Genomic DNA, 23991 nt, shown 5'->3' with positions numbered 1-23991 from the left:
AGGGGATGACTGATGATGAAAGTACTTGTTATTGGAAAAGGGGGCCGAGAGCATGCGATCGCTTGGAAGGCGGCCAAAAGCCCTCTCGTTGAAAAAGTGTATGTCGCGCCTGGCAATGATGGTATGAAAGACGTTGCAATAAGAGTTCCGATTTCAGAAGAACAAACAGACGAATTGATCCAATTTGCCAAAACAAACAACATTGATTTAACCATTGTTGGTCCTGAAATTCCTTTAATGAACGGTATTGTCAACGAATTTGAAGACGCTGGATTAACTGTATTCGGACCGAGGAAAGAAGCGGCAATTATTGAAGGAAGCAAATCATTTGCAAAAAATTTAATGAAAAAATATAACATTCCGACTGCCAATTATGAAACGTTCTCTGATTTTGCCAAAGCGAAGCAATATGTAGAAGAAAAAGGCGCCCCGATTGTGATTAAAGCGGATGGGCTTGCGGCGGGAAAAGGTGTCGTTGTTGCGATGACAAATGAAGAAGCAATTGACACGCTGTCCGGCTATTTAAAGGAAAATAAGCTGGGAGAAGCAGGAAAATCCGTTGTAATTGAAGAATTTTTGACAGGTGAAGAGTTTTCCCTTATGGCTTTCGTAAACGGAGAAAACATTTACCCGATGGTGATTGCGCAGGATCATAAGCGGGCCTTTGACGGAGACAAAGGACCGAATACAGGTGGAATGGGGGCTTATTCTCCTGTCCCGCAAATTTCTGATGATGTTGTTCATGAGTCTGTAGAGAAAATTTTAAAGCCGGTAGCGAAAGCTTTGAAAAATGAAGGAGCGGCATTTACCGGTATTCTTTATGCCGGCCTCATGCTGACAAAAGACGGCCCGAAGGTGATTGAATTCAATGCGCGTTTTGGAGATCCAGAAACACAGGTAGTTCTTCCTCGACTAAAATCAGACCTTATCGATGTGATGTTGAAAGTGTTAAAAGGAGAACCGGTTGAACTTGAATGGACAGATCAAGCGGTGTTGGGAGTCGTTGTGGCGGCGGAAGGCTATCCGGGCAGCTATAAGAAAGGAACACCGATCGGTTTGTTAAAGGTTGGTGCGGATGCCCTTTTATTCCATGCCGGAACAAAAGAGGAAGGCGGCCAATTTGTAACAGACGGGGGTCGTGTATACCTTGTGGCGTCATTTGGAGATAATTTAAAAAATGCGCAAGAAAAAGTGTACAAGCAATTAAAAGAGCTTGAGACGGAAGGTTTGTTTTATCGTAAAGACATCGGCTATCGCGCACTATAACGAATTTGGCTTTCAATATTCCGAACCGATGAATACTAATAAATAAAAGACATATCTACCACATATTTTATAAACCTTTCCAATGGGACAGGAGGTTGTTCCTGTCCTTTTCATTTTATAAAGGAATGTAATCGGTATTTTTGACATAGCTTCTTCTTAAACAACTTCCTATTTTGACCGCTCATTATTAAAAATAAACCAGCGTTTCTTCTATTAGGAAACGATCAATCAAGAAAGCCTCTGCACCGTTATCCCAAGTTCAAAATTTTGTAAGAAACTTTAGTGCTTTAATATTTTTCATATGTTAATATATAAAGTAACAGAGTCACTATTTTGAGTAATTACTTTTAATTGAGGAGGACTGAGCAGATCATGCGATCTGGTGCTTTTTGGAAAGCCCATGAAATTCGTGAACATATAGATGTCGTTTCAAATAGATTAGCACCAACCTTGTGGTTGAAAAATGCAGTATTTTTACATCCATATTTAAACCAGTGGGTGAAGTCAAATATTTGGATTTATAAAGACCGCATTATTTATGTCGGCAATGAGGAGCCGGAAAAAACAGCAAATACGGAAATATTTGATTGCAAAGGACTTTATTTAGTTCCTGGCTATATTGAACCGCACGCCCATCCGTTTCAATTATATAATCCTCATTCGCTTGCACAACATGTATCGCAAACGGGAACTACAACACTAATATGCGATAACCTATTTTTGCTATTACAATTCCCAAAAAAGAAAGCGTTTTCTTTTGTTGAAGATATGCAATCTTCTCCAGTTCAGTTTTTTTGGTGGGCCCGCTATGACTTGCAAACGGAATGCAGAGAAGAAGATCAACTCATTCCGCCAGATGTCGTAAAACAATGGATCGAGCATCCAGCCGTTATTCAAGGAGGAGAATTGACAGGCTGGCCAAAGCTTCTTTTAGGGGATGACTTGTTTTTACACTGGATTCATGAGACAAAAAAGGTCGGGAAGCGTGTAGAAGGCCATTTTCCAGGGGCTTCTCGAAAAACATTGACAAAAATGAAATTATTTGGTGTCGATTCCGATCACGAATCTATTAGCGGAGAAGAAGTATATAATCGATTGTTATGCGGATACAGCGTGCCGCTCCGCTATTCTTCAATACGGCCGGATTTGCCGAAATTGTTGGAAGAGCTGCTTGCATTTGGAGTTAATCGTTTTGACGAAATGTTTTTTACAACGGATGGTTCAACGCCTGCTTTTTATGAAAATGGAATGATTAATCAGACCATTCAAATAGCGCTGGAGGCCGGAATTCCAGAGTTTGAGGCTTATAAAATGGCAACGTACAATGTTGCTAGATATTATATGCTTGATTCAAAATTGGGGGTAATCGGTCCTGGTAGGTTAGCCTCCATAAATTTTCTGGAAGCGAAAAATAACCCGAACCCAGTGGCTGTTTTGGCGAAAGGGAAATGGATTCATAAGGACGGTCAGGTGTTTGATCATTTCCCTCAAGCAGACTGGAACAAATATGAAGTTGCACCGCTTGAACTTGATTGGGATTTGACAATGGATGATCTTCAATTTTCTATGCCGATGGGATTAAAAATGAGAAACACGGTTATTATTGAGCCGTATTCCATCACTATTGACAACTTCGTTGATGAACTTCCGCTAGATCATGACGAAAGCTTCCTCGCTGTCATCGATAAAAAAGGGAAATGGCGGATCAATACAATGTTAAAAGGCTTCGCAAAGGGGATAAAAGGCTTTGCAAGCACTTATTCAACGACTGGAGATGTGGTGTTGATAGGGAAAAACAAACAAGATATGATGCATGCATTTTCCAGATTGAAAGAAATCGGCGGGGGAATAGTAATAACGGAAAATGGCCAAGTGATTTATGAAATGCCTCTTAACATTAACGGCGCTGCGTCATCGAAAAAATTTAAAGATCTCATTAAGGAGGAAAATGGTTTAGTCCAAATTATGCGAGAAAAGGGCTATAAATTTTTAGACCCGATTCACAGCCTGCTCTTTTTATCCTGCACACATTTACCATATATCCGGGTTACACAGGAAGGAATTTATGATGTTATGAAAAAAACAATACTCTTTCCGACAATAATACGTTAAAATATAAAAGGGATAAATTAGTTAAGGTTGTGAATGAATGAAAAGAACATTGATTTTATTTACGATGCTTTTCTTTGTCTTTATAACAGCTTGCACAAATGAAAAAGAAAAAGAGAAAACAAATGACGAACCGTCATCATCTGAAAATCAGCCAGTTGAAAAAGAAACAGCCGTAAGCCCTTTGACAGGAAATGCTGCGACCGGAAGCATTGACAGCCGCCCAATTGCTGTCACGATTAACAACCATCCGAAAGCGAGGCCTCAATCAGGATTAAATAAAGCGGATATTGTTTACGAGGCTTTAGCTGAAGGCACGATCACGCGCTTTTTAGCCATTTATCAAAGCGAGAAGCCAAAAATTATCGGTCCAGTCAGAAGTGCGCGGGAATATTTTGTCGATTTGAGTAAAGGGTATGAAGCAATTTATATCAGTCACGGCTGGAGTCCCACTGCTAAAGAAATGCTGGAGTCAGAGCATCTAGACTATTTAAACGGTCTGTTTTATGATGGTACGCTGTTTTGGCGGGATTCAACCCGGAAAGCTCCTCATAACTCGTATATTTCTTTTGAAAATGTCGTAAAAGGAGCAAAAGAAAACGGGTATTCAATGACAAAGGAAGTTGCCCCGTTGCCTTTTCTTTCAGATGAAGAAATAAGCGGCATTTCTGGAGAAGAAATGTTAGAAGCTGTTGTTTCCTATGGTTCTAAACCGGAATGGCGCATTAAATATGTATTCGATCAGCAGCTAGGCCGGTATAAGCGGTATTCCGGGGACGAACTGACAATCGATCGCGAAACGGAAGAACCTGTTCTTTTAGACAACATTTTTATTGTCCAAACGGATCATCGTTTTCTTGATGATTACGGTCGCAGAACGATTGATTTAAACTCTGGGGGCGAGGGAATTCTTTTGCAAAAAGGTATGATGAAAAGGGTCGATTGGAAAAATGTGAACGGACGCATCCTTCCTTATGAAAATGAAGAACAAGTAAAATTAGTTCCCGGCCATACTTGGATCAATATCGTGCCAGATTTGGATAAGGCTTTTCAAAATTCAGCTGAGAAAGGAGAATGATGCATGCAAATTGACAAGCTGCGGGGGAGAGAGTTAGACCAATTGTTCCGGGCTATCCTTTCTTTAAGAGATTTGGAGGAATGCTACCGTTTTTTTGATGACCTTTGCACCGTCAATGAAATCCAATCGCTTGCCCAACGGTTTGAAGTTGCAAGAATGCTTCAGGAAGGCTATACGTATCATAAAATTGAAACAGAAACAGGTGCATCGACAGCGACAATCTCCCGGGTAAAGCGGTGCTTGAATTACGGAAATGATGCTTATGCAATGGCGCTTGAAAGAATTAAAGATGACAACGCTTCGTCATAAATTTGGGCTGCTGGGTGAAATCAGCAGCTCTTTTTTAGTTTAGAACTTTTAAAACTCTGAAAGGCTTCTTCAACATAGCTTAAAAAAAACCCCCTCTCATATTAAAAAAACTCTTTCTAATACATCTACAGACTTTCATTGATTCACCATTTTTTTGTCCTATTATAATTTGATATAATAATGAAATGGTATATGAAATGGAGGATTATGTATGTATGATGTGAACGAGTGGAGACATGTGTTTAAGCTCGATCCGGATAAAGCCATTTCCGATGAACAGCTTGAAAAAATTTGTGAATCAAAAACGGACGCTGTTATCATTGGAGGAAGCGACAATGTAACGGAAGATAATGTTCTTTCTTTGCTTTCGCGGGTGCGGCGTTTTCTCGTTCCATGCGTGCTGGAAGTATCGAATTTAGAATCGATTGTTCCAGGATTTGATTTGTATTTTATTCCGACGGTTTTAAACAGCCGAAATACTACATGGATTACGGAGCTGCATCACCAAGCAATGAAAGAGTTTGGTGACATTATGAACTGGAATGATATTTTAATGGAAGGTTATTGCATTTTAAATGGAGAGTGCAAAGCGGCAAAATTGACCGAAGCAAAGACGGAGCTTAATTTGGATGATATTAAAGCGTATGCGAGAATGGCGGAGAACATGTTTCATCTTCCGCTCTTTTATTTAGAATATAGCGGAACGTACGGCAATGTTGAAGCAGTAAAAGCAGCGAAATCGGTTTTAACGAATACTAGGCTTATTTATGGGGGCGGCATTCAAAATGCTGCGCAAGCAAAAGAAATGGCCGAGCACGCTGACATCATCGTTGTCGGGAATGCCATTTATGAAAATTTACAATCAGCGCTTGAAACCGTCCGCGCTGTCAAAGGGTAAAGAAAGTGAAAATGAGGTGAGTGTTGAATGCATTTTTTGACTGAGCAGCTCCTCTCAGGTTTGAATGAACAGCAGCAAAAAGCGACGAAGCATACGGAAGGCCCTCTTTTAATCATGGCGGGTGCAGGCAGCGGCAAGACAAGGGTTCTCACCCACCGGATCGCTTATTTAATGGCAGAAAAAGGGGTAGCACCTTGGAATATTCTTGCTATTACCTTCACAAATAAAGCAGCGAGGGAAATGAAAGACCGGATTGAACAACTGCTTGGCCCTGGCGCTGAAGAAATATGGATTTCCACTTTTCACTCGATGTGCGTGCGAATCCTTCGCCGAGATATTGACCGGATCGGCGTCAATCGCAATTTTACGATATTGGATACATCAGACCAATTGTCTGTCATCAAAGGGATTTTAAAAGAACGAAACATTGATCCTAAAAAATATGATCCTCGAGCTATTCTCGGCACTATCAGCAGCGCGAAAAACGATCTCATTTCCCCGGAGGAATTTGCTCGTCAAGCAGGAGATGTGTGGGAGCAAATTGTCAGCGATATCTATATCGACTACCAAAAAAAATTGTTGAAAAACCAAGCTCTTGATTTTGATGACCTCATTATGTCAACGATACTGCTTTTTCAACGTGTTCCAGAAGTACTCGAATATTATCAGCGGAAATTTCAATACATTCATGTTGATGAATATCAAGATACAAACCGCGCACAATACACGCTTGTAAAGATGCTGGCATCCCGTTTTCAAAATATTTGTGTTGTCGGCGATTCGGATCAATCGATTTATCGCTGGCGAGGGGCGGACATCGGAAACATTTTATCGTTTGAAAAAGATTATCCGAACGCTAAAGTGATTTTGCTTGAACAAAATTATCGTTCTACCAAGCGTATTTTGCATGCGGCCAATGAAGTCATTAAAAATAATATGAACAGAAAGCCGAAAAATTTATGGACGGAAAACCCTGAGGGGAAAAAAATTGTTTACTACCGGGCTGATCACGAAATTGGGGAGGCCCAGTTTGTCGCCAAGCAAATTCAAGAGCTCGTCCAATCGGGCAAAAGAAAACTTTCCGATATTGCTGTATTGTACCGTACAAATGCACAGTCCCGTGTCATAGAGGAAGTGCTGTTAAAATCGAATATTGATTATAAAATTGTCGGCGGCATAAAGTTCTATGACCGGAAAGAAATCAAGGATATTCTTGCATACATGCGTCTAGTGGCAAACCAGAATGATGATATTAGTTTGGTGCGAATCATCAATGTTCCGAAACGGGGCATCGGGGCATCAACCGTTGAAAAAATAATGAATTATGCAGCCCAGCAAGGCATCTCGATGTTTGCTGCTTTAGAAGAAATGGAACATATCGGGGTCAGCACTCGTGCTATGAAAGTGTTGACGGAATTCCGTGAATTGATCCAGCAGCTGTCACAAATGCAAGACTATGTGTCCGTTACTGAGCTTGTGGAAGAGATTCTTGACAGAACCAGCTACAGGGAGATGCTTAAGCAGGAAAAAACATTGGAAGCCCAAGGTCGTTTAGAGAACATTGATGAATTTTTATCTGTAACTCAAAACTTTGAAAAACAAAATGAGGACAAAAGCCTTGTCGCCTTTTTAACGGATTTGGCCTTGATTGCGGACATTGACCGCATTGATGAAGAGCAATCGGAGCAGAAAGATTCCGTGTTATTGATGACGATCCATTCGGCAAAAGGTTTAGAGTTTCCGGTTGTATTTATGATCGGGATGGAAGAAGGTGTATTTCCTCACAGCCGAGCTTTGATGGAAGAGGCGGAAATGGAGGAAGAGCGCCGGCTGGCATACGTGGGGATAACGCGGGCAGAGGAAGAATTGTATGTAACAAATGCGAAAATGAGGACCCTTTTTGGAAGAACAAACATGAACCCGGAATCTCGTTTTATTGAAGAGATGCCGAAAGAGGTTTTAGAAGACTTAAATGAAAAGAAATCTCCAAAGCCGAAACTAAATAGAACAATCGGAGCGAAATCAACGGGAGGAGATGTAAAGGCTTGGTCAGTAGGTGATAAAGCCGTGCACGGAAAATGGGGTGTCGGTGTTGTCGTCCGAGTGAAAGGCGATGGGGAGGATCAAGAACTTGACGTGGCATTTCCAAGTCCTGTCGGCATAAAACGGTTGCTTGCTAAATTTGCACCAATTGAAAAAGTACAGTAACTATTTGAAGGAAGGAATTGACACATATGGACAAACGTACGGCAGAAAACCGTGTAAAAGAATTGCACAAGCTTTTGAATCAATATAATTATGAATATCACGTTCTTGACAATCCGTCTGTTCCTGACGCAGAGTATGACCGCCTCATGAGAGAACTAATAGAACTTGAAGAAAAATATCCAGAGCTGAAAACCCCTGATTCTCCCTCCCAGCGGGTGGGGGGCGCTGTTTTAGATGCTTTCCGAAAAGTGGCGCACCGCGTGCCGATGCTAAGTTTGGCAAATGCTTTTAATGAGCAGGACTTGCGTGACTTTGACAGGCGAGTCCGCCAAGCAGTTGGGGATGTCGAATATGTAGTGGAGCTGAAAATTGACGGGCTTGCGGTTTCCCTTCGATATGAAAACGGCCTGTTTGTACAAGGATCAACACGAGGAGACGGCACGACCGGGGAAGATATCACGGAAAATTTAAAAACGATCCGCTCGATCCCTTTGAGACTAAAGAAAAATTTATCGATGGAAGTGCGCGGAGAAGCATTTATGCCGAAAGCATCATTTGAGAAATTAAATGAGGAGCGCATTGCAAAAGGGGAAGTTCCGTTTGCCAATCCGAGAAACGCTGCCGCTGGTTCCTTGCGCCAGCTAGACCCAAAAATTGCCGCGAAACGAAATTTAGATATTTTCGTCTATAACATAGCAGAGCTTGGCGATACCGGAGTGTCTTCTCATAGTGAAGCATTGGACTTGCTTGATGAACTCGGCTTTAAAACAAATCGTGAACGCAGAAAATGCAAAAACATCGACGAAGTGATCGAGCTGCTTGATCAATTGTTGGAAAAGCGCTCTCAGCTTCCGTATGATATTGACGGAGTTGTAATTAAGGTTGATAGTTTGCGTCAGCAGGAAGCGCTTGGGGCAACTGCGAAAAGCCCGAGATGGGCGATTGCCTATAAGTTTCCGGCAGAAGAGGTGGTGACGAAGCTGCTGGATATTGAACTCGCTGTCGGACGCACCGGCGTCATTACCCCAACAGCGATCTTAGAGCCTGTAAAGGTTGCCGGGACAACCGTCAAACGAGCTTCCCTTCATAATGAAGATTTGATTCGGGAAAAAGATATTAAGCTTGGGGACTTCGTCGTCGTGAAAAAAGCCGGGGACATCATTCCTGAAATTGTAAATGTTCTTGTTGACAGAAGAACAGGCAATGAACAGGATTTTCGGATGCCTTCGCACTGTCCAGAATGCAATAGCGAGCTGGTCCGGTTGGAAGGAGAAGTTGCGCTTAGATGCATTAATCCAAAATGTCCGGCGCAAATTCGCGAAGGTCTCATCCATTTTGTTTCCCGAAATGCGATGAATATTGAAGGACTAGGGGAGCGCGTCATCACCCAATTGTTTAAAGAAGGCTTGATTCAAGATGTAGCGGATTTATACAAATTAACAAAACCCCAATTGCTTCAGCTTGAACGGATGGGTGAAAAATCAACGGATAATTTGTTGCACGCGATTGAACGGTCGAAGGAAAATTCGCTGGAGCGCCTTTTATTCGGTTTAGGCATTCGCTATGTCGGCGAAAAAGCCGCCAAGATTTTAGCAGAGCATTTTGAAACAATGGAGCGGCTGCAAAGCGCGACAAGAGAACAATTAATCAACATACCGGAAATCGGAGAAAAAATGGCTGATTCCATCGCTACTTTTTTTGAACAGCCTGAAGTAAAAGAATTGATTGAAGAATTAAAGTCGTTCGGCGTCAATATGACGTATAAAGGTCCGAAACGGACAAATTCAGATGAAGGGGATTCGTATTTTGCCGGTAAGACAATCGTTTTAACAGGGAAGCTTGCTGAAATGTCCCGCAATGAAGCAAAAGAACAAATTGAAGCAAGAGGCGGAAAAGTTACTGGCAGTGTGAGCAAAAAAACAGATCTTGTAATCGCTGGTGAAGATGCCGGCAGCAAGCTTGCAAAAGCTCGCGAATTAAACATAGAGGTTTGGGATGAGTCTCGTTTACTTGAAGAACTAAGGAAATAGGAGAGGGAAGGTACCTTGAAAAAACTTTTGATCATAGCGGCAGCGTGCATGGCTGTGCTCAGTGCATGCTCGCAGGACATTGGAGAACCGGAGCAAATTGTACAAGAGACGGAAGAATCAACGGAAGAAAAAGCAATTATTCCGAAATACAGAATTTCGGAAGATTATTATAAGATGCTCGTGCCTTTTAAAACGAGTGAAGCGCGAGGGCTTGTGGCAAGCAATCTCAATACAAGATTTGATGTTGATGAATTTGAAACTGGTCTTATGCGGATGGCCAGCGACAAGTTTCCAACGGATAAATATGTGTTTCAAGAAGGACAATATTTAGACAAAAAAACTGTCCAAAACTGGCTTAGCCGCAAGCTGGAAGGAAAAGATTTGGAAGAAGCGAAAAAAAAGGATAAATCTTTCAAAAATGAAGGTTTAAATCCGCCAGAAAGCTCCGAAAAAAGCCCCATTTATGTAACGCATATACTTGAACATAATTACCTTGTAAAAAAAGATGAAAAAACACTTGAGCTTGGCGGAGTGTCGATCGGTTTGGCCTTGAATTCTGTTTATTATTACCGCACGGAAGACGGCATCCAAAAAGAAAATAAAATAGACAAGGCCACCATTGAAAAGAAAGGGAAGGAAATCGCACAAGTGGTTGTGAAGAGGCTTCGAGATATAGAAGGATTAGAAAAAGTGCCGATTGTCGTTTCCCTTTACGAACAAGCGCCTAAATCTTCGATTGTTCCAGGGCACTTTTTTGCAAGAACAATCGTTGATGGCGGAAGCGAAAATATCGGAAAGTGGGAAAATATTAACGAAGAGTATTACTTTTTCCCATCTGAAGAGGGAACAAAGAAAAAACCGGATGATGCCAACACATTTAAACGTTTAAAAGGAGATATTGAAGACTTTTTCCCTAACTACACAGGCGTCATTGGGAAGGCTTTTTATCAAGACGGTGAAATGAAGCAAATGAAAATAGAAATACCGGTTCAGTTTTACGGAAAAACAGAGGTCATAGCCTTTACGCAATTTTTAACTGGAAAAGTTGTGGAATATTACAAAAACTATATTTCTCTGGAAGTGACCATCAACTCTTCAAGAGGTCCGGAAGCGCTCATCGTTAGAGAGCCAGGGCAGGACAAACCGACAGTTCATGTTTTTCAATAAAAAAACAGGTGATTTCAAAAAGGGGGGATTTTGAAATCACCTTTATATTGATCGTTTTTTGGCGGGCATTTGGTTAAACGGTGTTTACCACTTTACAAAAGCAGTACCGACAATGATCAACAAAATGAACAATACTACTATAAGGGCAAATCCGCCGCCGTGTCCGAATCCACCACCGTACCCGAATCCGCCGTCATATCCTCCGTAACCGTAGCCTTGACAAGAACCGAATCCAAAACTCATGTTTTTCACCTCCGAATAATGTACCGTACAATATTTTTATATTCACGAATGAATAAAACGTTTGGACGAATGTACCTATATTTGAATTTTTGGTTGAAGTCCTTCGACGTTTTGAAAATTACATATGAAAAGAAAATCATCTGTAAGAGGGGCTTTTTTCAGCCTGCCTTCGTGCAATATTGTTTCAACATTTCGGGGGTGTTGCTTTATCTGGCTAAAATTTGATATTATCAGAGTATTGCAGTGTGTTCGAAAAAGTGGAGGTGAATTGGAATGTCACGCATTTCGAAAGAACAAGTAAAACATGTTGCGCATCTTGCCCGCTTGGCAATTACGGAAGAGGAAGCAGAGATGTTTACCAATCAGCTTGACGCGATTATAACGTTTGCTGAGCAGTTAAATGAATTGGATACGGAGAACGTTCAACCAACTTCCCACGTTTTGGATATGAAAAATGTCATGCGCGAAGATCAACCTGAGCCGGGTCTTCCACGGGAAGTTGCGTTGAAAAATGCTCCTGACCAAAAAGACGGACAATTCCGCGTACCAGCCATTCTTGAGTAAGGAGGACGAAGCGAACATGGCTCTGTTTGATCATAAAATATCTGAATTAAAACAAATGCTGCACCGAAAAGAAATTTCCGTCTCCGATCTTGTCGACGAGTCTTACAAGCGCATTCAAGAAGTCGACGGAAAGGTAGAAGCTTTCTTAACCCTCGATGAAGAACGAGCCCGGGAAAAAGCAAAACAACTGGATAATGAAATAGGAAAAAAAGATACATACGGTTTATTGTTTGGCATGCCGATAGGGATTAAAGATAACATTGTGACAAAGAATTTACGCACAACCTGTGCAAGCAAAATTCTTGAAAACTTTGACCCAATTTATGATGCAACGGTTATGCGCAAGCTGGAAGAAGCTGAAGCGATTACGATCGGCAAATTAAACATGGATGAGTTTGCGATGGGATCATCCACTGAAACGTCCGCATTTAAAAAGACGAAAAACCCATGGAATTTAGAAGCGGTTCCAGGCGGTTCCAGCGGCGGCAGCGCAGCGGCTGTCAGCGCAGGAGAAGTTCCGTTTGCACTAGGCTCTGATACAGGCGGCTCGATTCGCCAGCCGGCAGCATTCTGCGGGGTTGTTGGCTTGAAGCCTACATATGGTCGAGTCTCCCGTTTCGGATTAGTCGCATTCGCGTCTTCATTAGATCAAATCGGACCGATAACAAGAACTGTTGAAGACAACGCTTACCTTCTTCAAGTCATTTCAGGTCTTGATCCAATGGATTCCACAAGTGCAAATGTGGAAGTTCCTGATTATATATCCGCTTTAACTGGAGATATTAAAGGGCTGAAAATTGCGGTTCCGAAAGAGTATTTAGGTGAAGGGGTAAGCCGTGAGTCGCGCGAGTCCGTACTGGCTGCTTTAAAAGTACTCGAAGGATTGGGCGCAGAATGGGAAGAAGTATCTTTGCCGCATTCCAAATACGGTATTGCTACATATTATTTGCTTGCCTCATCCGAAGCATCTGCGAATCTCGCCCGTTTTGACGGAGTCCGCTACGGCTATCGCTCCGACAACGCTGAAACCTTGATCGATATGTATAAACAAACACGCGCGGAAGGCTTTGGAAATGAAGTAAAACGCCGCATTATGCTCGGTACATTTGCATTAAGCTCTGGATATTATGATGCATATTACAAAAAAGCGCAGCAAGTGCGCACGCTTATTAAAAAAGATTTTGAAGACGTTTTTGAAAAATATGACGTCATCATCGGACCGACAACCCCGACTCCAGCATTTAAAATCGGCGAAAAAATTGACGATCCACTCACGATGTATGCGAACGATATTTTAACAATCAATGTGAACCTTGCTGGAGTTCCTGCTATTTCCGTACCTTGCGGATTTGCCAACGGCCTGCCGCTGGGATTGCAAATCATCGGCAAGCATTTTGACGAGAGCACCGTTTATCGCGTTGCCCATGCATACGAACAAGCAACAGACTTCCATAAACAAAAACCGGAACTGTAAGGGGTGAGAACTAATGAACTTTGAAACGGTCATCGGACTTGAAGTACATGTGGAATTGAAAACGAAATCGAAAATCTTTTCCAGTGCACCAAACGCTTTCGGTGCTGAACCAAATACAAACACAACGGTCATTGACCTCGGATACCCGGGAGTTTTGCCCGTTTTAAATAAAGAAGCCGTTGAATTCGCAATGAAAGCTGCGATGGCATTGAACTGCGAAGTGGCTACTTATACAAAGTTTGACCGGAAAAACTATTTTTATCCGGACAACCCGAAAGCATATCAAATTTCCCAATATGATCAGCCGATCGGTCAAAACGGCTGGATTGAAATTGAAGTGAACGGAAAGAAAAAGAAAATCGGCATTACGCGCCTTCATTTAGAAGAGGATGCTGGCAAATTGACGCATACTGGCGACGGCTATTCTCTTGTAGACTTTAACCGTCAAGGAACACCGCTGATTGAAATTGTATCAGAGCCGGACATCCGCTCACCTGAAGAAGCCTATGCATATTTGGAAAAATTAAAATCAATTATTCAATATACTGGCGTATCCGACTGTAAAATGGAAGAAGGATCTCTTCGCTGTGACGCAAACATTTCGCTCCGCCCGATCGGACAAAAAGAATTTGGCACAAAAACAGAATTGAAAAACTTAAACTCATTTAACTTTGTGCGCAAAGGGCTCGAATATGAAGAAAAACGTCAGGCGGAAGTGCTTTTATCCGGCGGCGTCATTCAACAAGAAACACGCCGTTTTGATGAGGCTACAGGGAAAACGATTTTAATGCGCGTTAAAGAAGGATCAGACGATTATCGTTATTTTCCTGAACCTGATTTAGTCACTCTTTACATTGATGATGAGTGGAAAGAAAGAGTCCGGTCATCGATTCCGGAGCTGCCGGATGCGCGCCAAAAACGATATGTTGAAGAGCTTGGACTCCCAGCGTATGATGCTAAAGTGCTGACAATGACGAAAGAAATGTCTGATTTCTTTGAAGCAACAGTTAAAGCCGGAGCTGATGCGAAACAAGCTTCTAACTGGCTGATGGGAGAAGTATCAGCATATTTAAATGCAGAGCAAAAAGAGTTGTCTGAAGTGGCGCTCACCCCGGAAAGTCTTGCAGGAATGATCAAGCTGATCGAAAATGGAACCATCTCCTCCAAAATCGCGAAAAAAGTGTTCAAAGAGCTGATTGAAAAAGGTGGAGACCCTGAAAAAATCGTGAAAGAAAAAGGGCTTGTTCAAATTTCTGATGAAGGTGCCATCTTAAAGCTTGTAATCGAAACATTGGATGAAAATGAGCAATCGGTTATCGACTTTAAAAACGGAAAAGATAAAGCGATTGGCTTTCTAGTCGGTCAAATTATGAAAAAAACGAAGGGGCAAGCCAACCCGCAATTAGTAAACAAATTGTTATTACAAGAAATAAAGAAACGATAATTTTAATAGACGCTCAGCTTAGCAGCTGGGTGTTTTATTTATAGTAAAATGGAAATAAAACCCATCCGTGAATTTTTGAAGCTGGAATTTGAAAAAAGTGTTTAAATGGCGAACAGTTTTATCAAAATAAAAATAGAATAAACGTTTATTGACAAAAATAGTATAAATGAACACAAATGATAGAAAAAACTTGTTTGTTTTGGCAAAAAGGAATAATCTATTAATGATTCTATTTTTACAATAGAAATGGATAGTATAGGATGATGTGAATGAAACGCGCAAGAATCATTTATAACCCCACATCTGGTCGAGAGGCTTTCAAAAAACAGCTCCCTGAAGTTCTTGCTAAATTTGAAGAGGCCGGCTATGAAACATCGTGCCATGCTACTACCGGTGAAGGAGATGCGACAAATGCAGCGAAACAGGCTGCTGAACGCGGGTTTGACCTCATTATCGCTGCGGGTGGAGACGGTACGGTGAACGAAGTTGTGAATGGGCTCGCAGTCATGGAAAATCGTCCGACGCTCGGAATCATCCCCGTCGGAACTACAAACGATTTTGCCCGTGCAATCGGCATTCCCCGCGACAATATTTTGCATGCAGTCGATACGCTGCTGAACGGCGTAAAAAGGAAAATAGACATTGGAAAAGTGAATAACCAATATTTTATTAATATTGCCGGCGGCGGAAAATTAACAGAGCTTACTTATGACGTTCCGAGCAAATTAAAGACCGTTTTAGGACAGCTTGCTTATTATTTAAAGGGCATTGAAATGCTCCCTTCCATCCATCCGACAGAGGTGGAAATTGAATATGATGGCAAGCTGTTTCAAGGAGAGATCATGCTGTTTTTAATCAGCTTGACAAATTCGGTCGGAGGGTTTGAAAAATTGGCTCCAGACTCAATTTTAAATGATGGCATGTTTGATTTACTGATTTTGAAAAAAGTCAGCCTCGCGGAGTTTATTCGCCTTGCCAGCTTGGCATTAAAAGGCGAGCATATTCACAGTGAAAATGTAATTTATACAAAAGCCAATCGGATAAAAGTAAAGACAGAAGACAAAATGCAGTTAAACTTGGACGGCGAATACGGAGGACTCCTGCCTGCTGAATTTGAAAACCTGTATCAATATATTGAGATCATCATGTCGAAAGAAAAAGCAGAAAAAAACGCGCCAATTGAAAAGAGCAGCGAATAGGCTGCTCTTTACCGTTTTTGAATAGATGAAATGCGGCTCCCCGCGCTAATTTCAACGATTTATATGACTTGTCTGCAACATTTTGCTTAAAAAAAACACTGCAAAAGCTTTGCAGGCAGCTTGTTAAACAAAATGTAATGAAAGAAAGGTGCAGCTGTTTTTACAGCCTTGCTTTCAAGCTGGAAAAACGAAATTTTTATTTTCCATAATGGTAATGATCGCTTTCAATTTTATTGACAAGTTTTAACAACTCAATGACGTTCAATTCATATAATTGTTGTCCATCTTCCCCTTTGTAAACACCGTTGGCAATAAGCTGTTCGATGAGTGACTCTTTAAAACTTTGATCCATGTAAATTCACTCCTTCAGCTAATATAGACGCTTTTTCATCAACCAATGTTACGTGCCGCCCTTTTATATTTTCATTACAATAGTATTTCCTATTATGACAATAATAAAATCACTTGGGTCATTTTTACGGTTGTGATACAATTTTTTCAGTCCATTCTGATCAAAAAGGAAGAAAACAACATGGAAGCACCAGTGAAGAAAAATGATTATTACGATGTATTGTTTGAAGATTTAACACATGACGGGGCAGGAGTAGCCAAAATCAACGGCTTTCCTTTATTTGTCCCGAATGCTTTGCCTGGAGAAAAGGGAACAGTCAAAGTTGTCAAAGTAAAAAAAGGCTATGGATACGGACGTCTCATGAAATTATCGGAAACAAGCCCCGATCGGGCAGATGCGCCTTGTCCTATATACAAACAATGCGGAGGCTGCCAGCTTCAGCATGTAAGCTATGACGGCCAACTGCGCCATAAGCAAAAAATAGTAAAAGAAACGCTTGCCCGCATCGGAAAAGTGGATGTAGAAAAAGTCACGGTTCATCCAACGATCGGAATGAGCGATCCTTGGAATTATCGAAATAAAGCACAGGTTCCAATCGGGGAGCGGGAAGGCGCCCTGATTGCAGGCTTTTATCAGCAAAGAACGCACGAAATTATCGATATGGAGAGATGTCTCATTCAGCAGACGGAAAACGATCGAATTGTCCGAGAAGTTAAAGCGATATTGAACCGCTATCACATCCGGGCTTACAACGAACAAACCCATCAAGGATGGCTGCGCCATATCGTTGTCCGCTACGGGTATCAAACAAAGCAAGCGATGCTTGTTTTCGTTACCCGAACAGCTGATTTTCCACATAAAAAGAAAATTTTAGCTGAAATTACCGCTAAATTTCCAAACATTCGATCGATTGTCCAAAACATAAACCCGAAACGGACAAACGTCATATTTGGCGAAGAAACAAAGCTGCTTTCGGGTTTGGAATATATATATGATTATATCGGATCAATTAAGTTTGCCATTTCCGCACGCTCTTTTTACCAAGTGAACCCTGAACAGACGAAGGTGCTTTACGAAAAAGTGTTAGAATACGCCGAACTTACCGGAGAAGAAACGGTCATCGACGCCTATTGCGGGATCGGAACGATTTCACTCTTCCTTGCGCAAAAAGCTAAAAAAGTGTACGGCGTGGAAATTGTGCCCGATGCCATTGAAGATGCCAAACGAAATGCAAAACTAAACGGCATCGAGAACGTTGAATTTGCCGTCGGTCAAGCAGAGGAGATCATGCCCAAATGGCATGCACAAGGAATTCGCGCAGACGTCATCGTCGTGGATCCTCCTCGAAAAGGCTGCGATCATTCACTGCTTCAAACAATTATAGCAATGAAACCAAAAAAAGTCGTCTACGTCTCCTGCAACCCGGCGACATTAGCGCGCGACATTGCCATCCTAGAACAAGGCGGCTACGAAACAAAAGAAGTCCAGCCAGTCGACATGTTTCCGCATACGGCGCATGTGGAGTGCGTTTCACGGCTAGTGTTAAAAAATGATTGAGCGTGTTTAAACTTTTACACACTCAATCGGCGCAAACTTGTAGTAAATTTTAACATTTTGGTTTTATCTACTTGTATCCGTTCAATAAACCGTAAAACCACCATTTCAGTAGTAAGGGTTTTGAAGGATAGAAATTCATCTACTTGCTTTCTGATGGTTGATAAGTCAGTGGTGACTGACTGTCAACCATTACTTGTTTTATCGTTGACTTTTCCATCTCTAGATGTTGTAACTTATCTTGTACCATAGAAACAAAGTCGTGGTAATCTTCCTGTGAAATATCTCCACCGATGAACTTTTTCAGGGCATTTCTTTTCAAGTCCATTTGTTTTTGTATTTGCTTTTCAATGGTTTGTAGTCGGACTGCGTTCTTTTTCTGTAACTCATGGACTTTATTTTTTATTTGATTTTCCATATCAAGGTGTTCGAAACTTTTGTAAATACTTTTTAGGTCTGTTAGGATAGTTTCAATTAGTTGCTGTTCCTTAATGGCATGATGGCTACAAGCTATATTTCCGTGTTTGGCATACTTACCGCAAATATATCCTTTGCGGTTATGTCTGTACCACGCAGATTTTCATCGATTTTTTCTGATTGGCTCGTCAAACTTAATCGCATCACGGGAAAAGAGTTAGTACTGACCCGTGTAACCAAAGGTGTTTTCACACCGTCCGGCAATTTGATTTATTCAACGGCCGTCTTTACTTCATTTTCCGCCTTTTCCATATTGGTATGGCCTGGAAAATAGAGGCTCGCCATTAAACCGCCATCAAACGAGTTTGTTTCCATATAGTCAAGCTTATCAACAGATCGGACAGCTTCCTCGACTTTTTCGGTAATCATCTGTTTGACCTGATCAGCTTGATAGTTGTCCGCCTGTATCGTTACCATAAGTGCAGTATTGTTTATTGACGGGAGGTAATCACGCTGCATCTGAAAAGCTGACAACGCCCCCCATGCCATAATCAGGACAACGCATGTCAGAATCAAAATCGACCGTTTCATTGCTCCTTCAATTAATCGTGTCATCAAAATTGAACCTGCCTTTTAAAATATTTGGAATGGGTAAAATAAGTTTCTTTGATTGCTTTTCAAATAAAAGACCAAAGTGGTATGGAGGAAGTTCAACTTGTTTTTCTTAAATTAACCTAATATCACTTACCCGTTTAATAATCATTTCTGGTTTTGGATGAATATTCTAATGAAATTGCGAAGTTCAGCTTGCAAATAAAAAAGGGGACTGACCCACAAGTAGAAATCTGCTTGAAGGGATAGTCCCCCTTTTTTTAAATTAAATAAGAGTTCGCACCTTGTCTTAAGAGAGCTGCTGAAGATACATTACATTAAATTATTTTTATTCTCATTCTTCACCTTTGGATAGTACCCTTTAATGATCTTCCAGTTTTCTTTATTAAGTCTTTCAAGGTCAGCAGAGTCCGTTATGGAGAAATCCATATCTTCCGGGTAAAGGGAACCTTCTGGTGTTCCATGTATTCTAACATGATTAAACCAATGAACATAATCATCTAATTCCAGTTTCAATTGGTCTAAATTTTCGAAATATCTACCCTTAACAAATTCTGTTTTGAGGCGGGACGGCTATTGCGCATACTCTCCAACGATGACCGCAAGCTGTCGCAGCTATTTGCAGATGTCCCGCGGTATCACGCCACTCCGGAGAAACGCATGCCTTGCCCGGAGGAGCAGAAGGCGGAAGCCATCGCCGTGGTCAAACAGCGGTTTGCGAGCAGTCACGAGGTCGTGGACGTGGACGGTGCCCGCATTCAGTTCAAAGACGGCTGGGGGCTGGTACGTCCGTCGAACACGCAGCTAATCCTTGTTCTGCGCGCTGAAGCCGTGTCACCGGAGGCATTAGCCGACATCAAACAGAAGTTGGCTGACGCACTCGGCGAGCCACCGCTTAACTTGACTATCCCATGGTGAGGCGGGGCACAATTGGATTACGATTCGTATCGGCGCTGATCCGAACAACTCATGCTATTCGGATCAGCGCCGTTTTTCTTTCTTGACAGTTATAATTTAGAAGAGAAAACAAAAATGTTGTCATCATCAGTTGCCATACTTTTGAATGCTTGCATTACGTTTTTCATAAGATGGCTAAATGGATTTACTGTAAATTATATTACTACAAGGATGAAAACAACAAGTGTCGTGGTTGAAAGTAAGAAAGACTTTGAAACCATTAAGTTTTATTCAAATATTTGCCACAACTTTGGAAGTGTAAGCGTTACAATCAAAAAATTAAATAAAAGTTCACAAATGTTTGTACTATCATCGTTTACAATATATACGTGAAAATATTCACAAACAAATATACAAAAATAATATTTATTCCGCTAGATTGGTCGCCAAAGAAAGGATGAATCTGTCTTGGAGATATTATCGATGAGTGGAATTGTTATTCGATTTTTATTAGGCGGAGGCGCGGTCGTCGCTTCTACCATTATCTCAAGAAAATTAGGATCAAAAGTCGGAGGAATTTTTGCGGCCTTTCCTGCTGTATTTTTCGCGGCATTATTGACACTTCGCTTAGATGTAAAAGGCGGTGAGCTAGTGGAAAAGTCGATTGTTCTATCCCAAGGGGCAGTTGTCGGGATGTTCATGAATATTATGTGTGCAATAGCGGTCGTTTATCTTTGCACTAAGCAAGGTTGGAAACGCGGGCTTGCACAATCGCTAGCTGGATGGTTTCTTGTTTCCATTGCTTATGCTTTTATTTCAAGATATTTCTAAGTTAAGGTGATTTTTATGGACGGACGTGATTTATTTTTCCGTTTTTTATTTGGTGGCTCTGCAGTTGTACTAAGTTATGAAGCGGCAAAACTGTTGCCATGGAAAGTTATCGGGGGGATTTTCGCGGCATTCCCAGCCGTTATGGTCGTTGCCGTGATGATGGTTGGCACGAAGAACGGATCTAAAGAAGCAGCAAAAACAGCGCAAGGATCAGTTTATGGAATGGTCGGTTGTTTTATTTGTGTATTAGCTGTGCTATTTTCCCTGCAATTTACACACAATTGGTGGGGAAGTTTTATTTTTGGTTTAATTACATGGTTTGCAAGTTCGTTATTCCTTGTATACATGCGAGATCATAAAAAGGAAAGCAGAGTATCAAGCATCAAGTCGCAACATTGATAAAGAGGCGCAGAGCAAAAAGCCAATGGAACCATGAGTAGCGAATATAGAAACCTGGCACGATACGAACGTGCCGGGTTTTTTGTGTGTCATGAAAAAATCGTTCTTTTCTTTTAAAAAGTTGGAGTGATAGGGGGGACGATGGTTAAATATATTCAAGATCCAATACTGATTTCTGAGTCCATTCTGGATGTATCCTTGTGAAAATCGAAGAAATTCAAAGAAAAACAGTATTTTAGAAAGTGTTCTCTCGTTCAATAATTATGATTTTAACATCAGAATTTTTTAAATATACAAAAACTGGACAACGAAATTAAGGTCAAGCAGATAGACCGCTAAATGATGCTGCACACCAATCATAAGTGATCTGTTCTAGAAACTTTACATGAGTGGAGGGCATGCCGGCTAGTTGTACAGATTATCTGAATTCCCGGCTTAGAGGCATACCTACAGAGGATCTATGTTAAGTTGAGACAGTAATTCTAAAACCTATTGATTTCTGCTTTCATTTCGACTGGTAAATGATCCGATGAAGAAATTGTGACGTTAGTCTTTAAAGAACAAGAACACCTTGAGGTTTTGCTCTAACGCGCTTCCCAAGCTGTAGAAGCCCTGCCCCAGATCACTACCGACATAGTGGACTTATTACCAATAACCTGCCTGAGAGCATCGAGCTTACAGTTCAGCTCGCGGCAGGATTAATTAAGGGGAATCTAAAATAGACTTTTTATCCAATTAGGATCTGAGACATGTAGTAAGTTTTTAACTTTTTTTGCTACTAAATCGTAATCTTCTTGATTCTTTGCAGCCTCATAGTTAAACCATCGAGCATCTGGGTCATTTGGATTTTCACTAAGTCTATATCGGTCATTTACATCATGTGCCGTTACTTTATTTGGGGGGATTTTTTCTCCCCAACTCATTGTAACTCCATCTGCTGGACAAACAGCTAATTCTACTACAAAAGATCCACCATGACGATTAAATTGAAAAGTAATGAGGTCAATATTATCTTCATTTTGTCTTCTAAAGTGGGGAAATGACCCTTTAAAACCATGTTCTCGTAAATATGGAACAACAATATTTTTTAATGAATTTGTCATAGTTTGACGGGCTTTTGTAGACATGTTAATGATGTCCCTCCATTTTTAACATATAGTCATTCATTATGAAAATGTCTTTTAAAAATAAAGGGATTCCTTAGCATTTGAGAAAAATTGTTGTTAGGAATCCCTTTATTTTTAATCATAAATTTTATAGGAAATTCCTTTAGATTTCAAATAATCTTTTACAGACTTACTTGCACCGACTTTACCTGTCTTATCACTTCTAAAGAAATGCCATTTAGCCCCTTTAACATCCTTTACAGATTTATCTTTTATTAATAAGTAGTCTTTATCAATCTGTTTTTTATTGTTTTAGTTAATGTAACATAACTGATGTTAGACTAAAAGTAGACACAGATTATTATAGTAATAATAGATTAAAAAATGAGGTTCTACATGACAAAAAAACAAAGGCGGTACGAGGAAGACTTTAAGCGTCAAACTGTTCGTTATATTTTGGAGGAAGCAAAAAAGAGCATATTTGAGTATATAGAAATATTTTACAACAATAAACGTATTCTCTCCGCAACAGAGTATTTTTCGCCATCCGAATGCGAACGTATGTACTATAAAAAGGGAGCTTAATGAACATATTATATAGAATAGTTAGACCAGAAAATTTACCTTTTAAAAATAATTAGGAAACGTCGTAATTATTTTTAAAAGACCACCAAGCGATAGCGCGCTAGCTGCTAAAAAATTTATAAATTTTTGTGTCTACTTTATTGACCTAATATCAGATATTAAATTGATTCAAGAGGAAATAGAAAGAACAAATGAAGATAATAAGCTCATAGAGTTTGGAACCTTTGATGTGACTTATAAAGGAAAACAGACAAAAATACGAATTCAAGTTGAAATACAAATTGAAGACGAGGATAAAGAGGTAGTTATGTATATATATAGTAGTCAAGAATTAGTAGATATTATAGATAAGGAAATGTTGAAGGTAGAGGGACAAAGGGAATTTTAATAAGTCAATAACTTGCTGTACAAAACTATTCACAGCTTGAAATAAAATATTTTACTCCAAAAAATAATAACATTTTAATGTAGATTAAACTAAGCGCTAAGTGATCCCCTCCATAATAGGTGGAAATTATTTTACGTTTACAATTCACAGCATCTTATAGTCAAAAGTACAATTGAAAATAGGAAAAAAGTAAAAAATATGAGTTTCGTAGTAAAACTTTATTTTAGCTAGAATGAAAGAAGGGGTCATTACACATATAAGGAAAAAGAAAGAGAAGAGGAAACAGAAAAAGGAGGAATCTGTAAAGAAAACTAAAAAATTGATAAAAGAAATACTGAGTAATAAATTTACGAACCTGTTTAGTGAAATTTTGTCTATTTATATTAATTTTGTTACTAAAAAGAGCATTAGACCTTATTATTGAAAACATTAATAAATATATAACTCCGGTATTTAGAAGTAAACCGGTAAGATTAAAAGTTGACCATTTTAAGGTAAACACTGCTAAATCGATTTATCTGCGATTACCACTCAAGACATGTGGAGTGTGTGGCGAAGATGGTTTTAAAAAAAGAAGCAGGAAATAATTAAAAATTTCCTGCTTCTATTCAATTTTCGGGGCGGAGAATCGATAAAAGATTTTTGGAGTTCTATTCGCTTTAATTTCAATACGATCAATTAAACAATGCAAAATTTCCGGTGTTAATTCATCAAAGTTTAAAAATTGGACCAATTCCTGCTTCAACTTTTGGATATTCTCGACAACTTTATGGCTTGATAACAAAGATTCAAGTTCTTTTTTTGAAATGACAAGCTCATTGATTTCTTTGCTATTTGCCTCAATCATATCTTGATAATCCT

Annotated in this window: 23 protein-coding genes and 2 pseudogenes; 18 read left to right on the top strand and 7 right to left on the bottom strand. The window is 40.3% G+C overall.

Features of this window, described 5'->3' with window-relative positions; genetic code table 11:
• Positions 1 to 15: 15 nt before the first annotated feature.
• From purD to RI196_RS16670, 8 genes are all read left to right on the top strand, one after another.
• Positions 16 to 1266 (top strand): phosphoribosylamine--glycine ligase, encoded by a 1251-nt coding sequence (purD, locus tag RI196_RS16705; protein ID WP_117017208.1) that lies wholly within the window; start codon positions 16 to 18, stop codon positions 1264 to 1266.
• A gap of 372 nt (positions 1267 to 1638) precedes the next feature.
• On the top strand, positions 1639 to 3378 hold the full coding sequence (locus tag RI196_RS16700; protein ID WP_066250763.1) for an adenine deaminase C-terminal domain-containing protein: 1740 nt from the start codon (positions 1639 to 1641) through the stop codon (positions 3376 to 3378).
• Between the two features lie 37 nt (positions 3379 to 3415).
• Entirely contained in the window at positions 3416 to 4453 is a 1038-nt protein-coding gene (locus RI196_RS16695) for a DUF3048 domain-containing protein (protein ID WP_311066578.1), read from the top strand.
• A 3-nt stretch (positions 4454 to 4456) separates the two neighbouring features.
• Complete coding sequence (locus tag RI196_RS16690; protein WP_063388817.1) at positions 4457 to 4762, top strand: YerC/YecD family TrpR-related protein; 306 nt, start codon at positions 4457 to 4459, stop codon at positions 4760 to 4762.
• Between the two features lie 211 nt (positions 4763 to 4973).
• Positions 4974 to 5660 (top strand): heptaprenylglyceryl phosphate synthase, encoded by a 687-nt coding sequence (pcrB, locus tag RI196_RS16685; RefSeq protein ID WP_066250770.1) that lies wholly within the window; start codon positions 4974 to 4976, stop codon positions 5658 to 5660.
• Positions 5661 to 5687: 27 nt separating this feature from the next.
• The gene (gene pcrA / locus RI196_RS16680; protein ID WP_311066577.1) at positions 5688 to 7868 is read left to right on the top strand and encodes a DNA helicase PcrA; all 2181 of its coding nucleotides are present in this window, start codon (positions 5688 to 5690) and stop codon (positions 7866 to 7868) included.
• Between the two features lie 26 nt (positions 7869 to 7894).
• Positions 7895 to 9898, top strand: a complete 2004-nt coding sequence (gene ligA, locus RI196_RS16675; protein ID WP_066250775.1) for an NAD-dependent DNA ligase LigA — start codon at positions 7895 to 7897, stop codon at positions 9896 to 9898.
• 15 nt (positions 9899 to 9913) lie between these two features.
• A complete protein-coding gene (locus RI196_RS16670) occupies positions 9914 to 11065 on the top strand; it encodes a CamS family sex pheromone protein (RefSeq protein WP_066250778.1) in 1152 nt (383 codons plus the stop codon).
• An 84-nt stretch (positions 11066 to 11149) separates the two neighbouring features.
• Here RI196_RS16670 and RI196_RS16665 read toward each other — a convergent pair whose 3' ends face one another.
• Positions 11150 to 11308 carry a YjcZ family sporulation protein gene (locus RI196_RS16665; RefSeq protein WP_082829587.1) on the bottom strand — a complete coding sequence of 53 codons (159 nt, stop codon included), beginning with the start codon at positions 11306 to 11308 and terminating at the stop codon, positions 11150 to 11152.
• A 273-nt stretch (positions 11309 to 11581) separates the two neighbouring features.
• Between RI196_RS16665 and gatC the strand changes: the two genes are divergently transcribed.
• From gatC to RI196_RS16645, 4 genes are all read left to right on the top strand, one after another.
• Positions 11582 to 11872 (top strand): Asp-tRNA(Asn)/Glu-tRNA(Gln) amidotransferase subunit GatC, encoded by a 291-nt coding sequence (gene gatC / locus RI196_RS16660; RefSeq protein ID WP_063388808.1) that lies wholly within the window; start codon positions 11582 to 11584, stop codon positions 11870 to 11872.
• 16 nt (positions 11873 to 11888) lie between these two features.
• A complete protein-coding gene (gatA, locus tag RI196_RS16655) occupies positions 11889 to 13346 on the top strand; it encodes an Asp-tRNA(Asn)/Glu-tRNA(Gln) amidotransferase subunit GatA (RefSeq protein WP_311066576.1) in 1458 nt (485 codons plus the stop codon).
• Between the two features lie 13 nt (positions 13347 to 13359).
• Positions 13360 to 14790 carry an Asp-tRNA(Asn)/Glu-tRNA(Gln) amidotransferase subunit GatB gene (gene gatB / locus RI196_RS16650; protein ID WP_144597463.1) on the top strand — a complete coding sequence of 477 codons (1431 nt, stop codon included), beginning with the start codon at positions 13360 to 13362 and terminating at the stop codon, positions 14788 to 14790.
• 269 nt (positions 14791 to 15059) lie between these two features.
• Positions 15060 to 15989, top strand: coding sequence for a diacylglycerol kinase (locus tag RI196_RS16645; RefSeq protein ID WP_063388805.1), 930 nt, complete (start codon positions 15060 to 15062; stop codon positions 15987 to 15989).
• A 196-nt stretch (positions 15990 to 16185) separates the two neighbouring features.
• On the opposite strand, the gene RI196_RS16640 is transcribed toward RI196_RS16645, so the two are convergent.
• Entirely contained in the window at positions 16186 to 16341 is a 156-nt protein-coding gene (locus tag RI196_RS16640; RefSeq protein WP_082829588.1) for a Fur-regulated basic protein FbpA, read from the bottom strand.
• Positions 16342 to 16521: 180 nt separating this feature from the next.
• Here RI196_RS16640 and rlmD point away from each other — a divergent pair, with 180 nt between their 5' ends.
• A complete protein-coding gene (gene rlmD / locus RI196_RS16635; RefSeq protein ID WP_311066575.1) occupies positions 16522 to 17898 on the top strand; it encodes a 23S rRNA (uracil(1939)-C(5))-methyltransferase RlmD in 1377 nt (458 codons plus the stop codon).
• A 139-nt stretch (positions 17899 to 18037) separates the two neighbouring features.
• On the opposite strand, the gene RI196_RS16630 is transcribed toward rlmD, so the two are convergent.
• From RI196_RS16630 to RI196_RS18670, 3 genes and pseudogenes are all read right to left on the bottom strand, one after another.
• Complete coding sequence (locus RI196_RS16630) at positions 18038 to 18313, bottom strand: hypothetical protein (RefSeq protein WP_311066574.1); 276 nt, start codon at positions 18311 to 18313, stop codon at positions 18038 to 18040.
• Positions 18314 to 18582: 269 nt separating this feature from the next.
• Positions 18583 to 18927 carry an efflux RND transporter permease subunit gene (locus tag RI196_RS16625; RefSeq protein ID WP_311067372.1) on the bottom strand — a complete coding sequence of 115 codons (345 nt, stop codon included), beginning with the start codon at positions 18925 to 18927 and terminating at the stop codon, positions 18583 to 18585.
• 453 nt (positions 18928 to 19380) lie between these two features.
• Positions 19381 to 19488: pseudogene (locus tag RI196_RS18670) on the bottom strand (IS3 family transposase); the annotation flags it as partial.
• Here RI196_RS18670 and RI196_RS16615 point away from each other — a divergent pair.
• From RI196_RS16615 to RI196_RS16605, 3 genes and pseudogenes are all read left to right on the top strand, one after another.
• Positions 19483 to 19842 (top strand): annotated as a pseudogene (locus tag RI196_RS16615) (phosphomannomutase/phosphoglucomutase); the annotation flags it as partial. The pseudogenes RI196_RS18670 and RI196_RS16615 sit on opposite strands and share 6 nt — an antisense overlap.
• Positions 19843 to 20304: 462 nt before the next feature.
• A complete protein-coding gene (locus RI196_RS16610; protein WP_066250803.1) occupies positions 20305 to 20652 on the top strand; it encodes a DUF3147 family protein in 348 nt (115 codons plus the stop codon).
• Positions 20653 to 20667: 15 nt separating this feature from the next.
• Positions 20668 to 21051 carry a DUF3147 family protein gene (locus tag RI196_RS16605; protein ID WP_066250805.1) on the top strand — a complete coding sequence of 128 codons (384 nt, stop codon included), beginning with the start codon at positions 20668 to 20670 and terminating at the stop codon, positions 21049 to 21051.
• A 713-nt stretch (positions 21052 to 21764) separates the two neighbouring features.
• On the opposite strand, the gene RI196_RS16600 is transcribed toward RI196_RS16605, so the two are convergent.
• Positions 21765 to 22178, bottom strand: a complete 414-nt coding sequence (locus RI196_RS16600; protein ID WP_130156622.1) for a DUF4304 domain-containing protein — start codon at positions 22176 to 22178, stop codon at positions 21765 to 21767.
• 363 nt (positions 22179 to 22541) lie between these two features.
• Between RI196_RS16600 and RI196_RS18665 the strand changes: the two genes are divergently transcribed.
• Together RI196_RS18665 and RI196_RS16595 are read left to right on the top strand one after the other, a co-directional pair.
• Positions 22542 to 22742 carry an IS3 family transposase gene (locus RI196_RS18665; protein WP_375338769.1) on the top strand — a complete coding sequence of 67 codons (201 nt, stop codon included), beginning with the start codon at positions 22542 to 22544 and terminating at the stop codon, positions 22740 to 22742.
• A 163-nt stretch (positions 22743 to 22905) separates the two neighbouring features.
• Positions 22906 to 23130, top strand: a complete 225-nt coding sequence (locus tag RI196_RS16595) for a hypothetical protein (RefSeq protein WP_311066573.1) — start codon at positions 22906 to 22908, stop codon at positions 23128 to 23130.
• Between the two features lie 604 nt (positions 23131 to 23734).
• On the opposite strand, the gene RI196_RS16590 is transcribed toward RI196_RS16595, so the two are convergent.
• Positions 23735 to 23977, bottom strand: coding sequence for a DUF4368 domain-containing protein (locus RI196_RS16590; protein WP_311066572.1), 243 nt, complete (start codon positions 23975 to 23977; stop codon positions 23735 to 23737).
• Positions 23978 to 23991: the final 14 nt, after the last annotated feature.

Source organism: Aeribacillus composti (genome assembly GCF_031760945.1).
GTDB classification, from domain to species: Bacteria; Bacillota; Bacilli; order Bacillales; family Aeribacillaceae; genus Aeribacillus; species Aeribacillus composti.
Note: the sequence above shows the minus strand (reverse complement) of the source record. Positions and strands in the feature narration are given on the sequence as shown.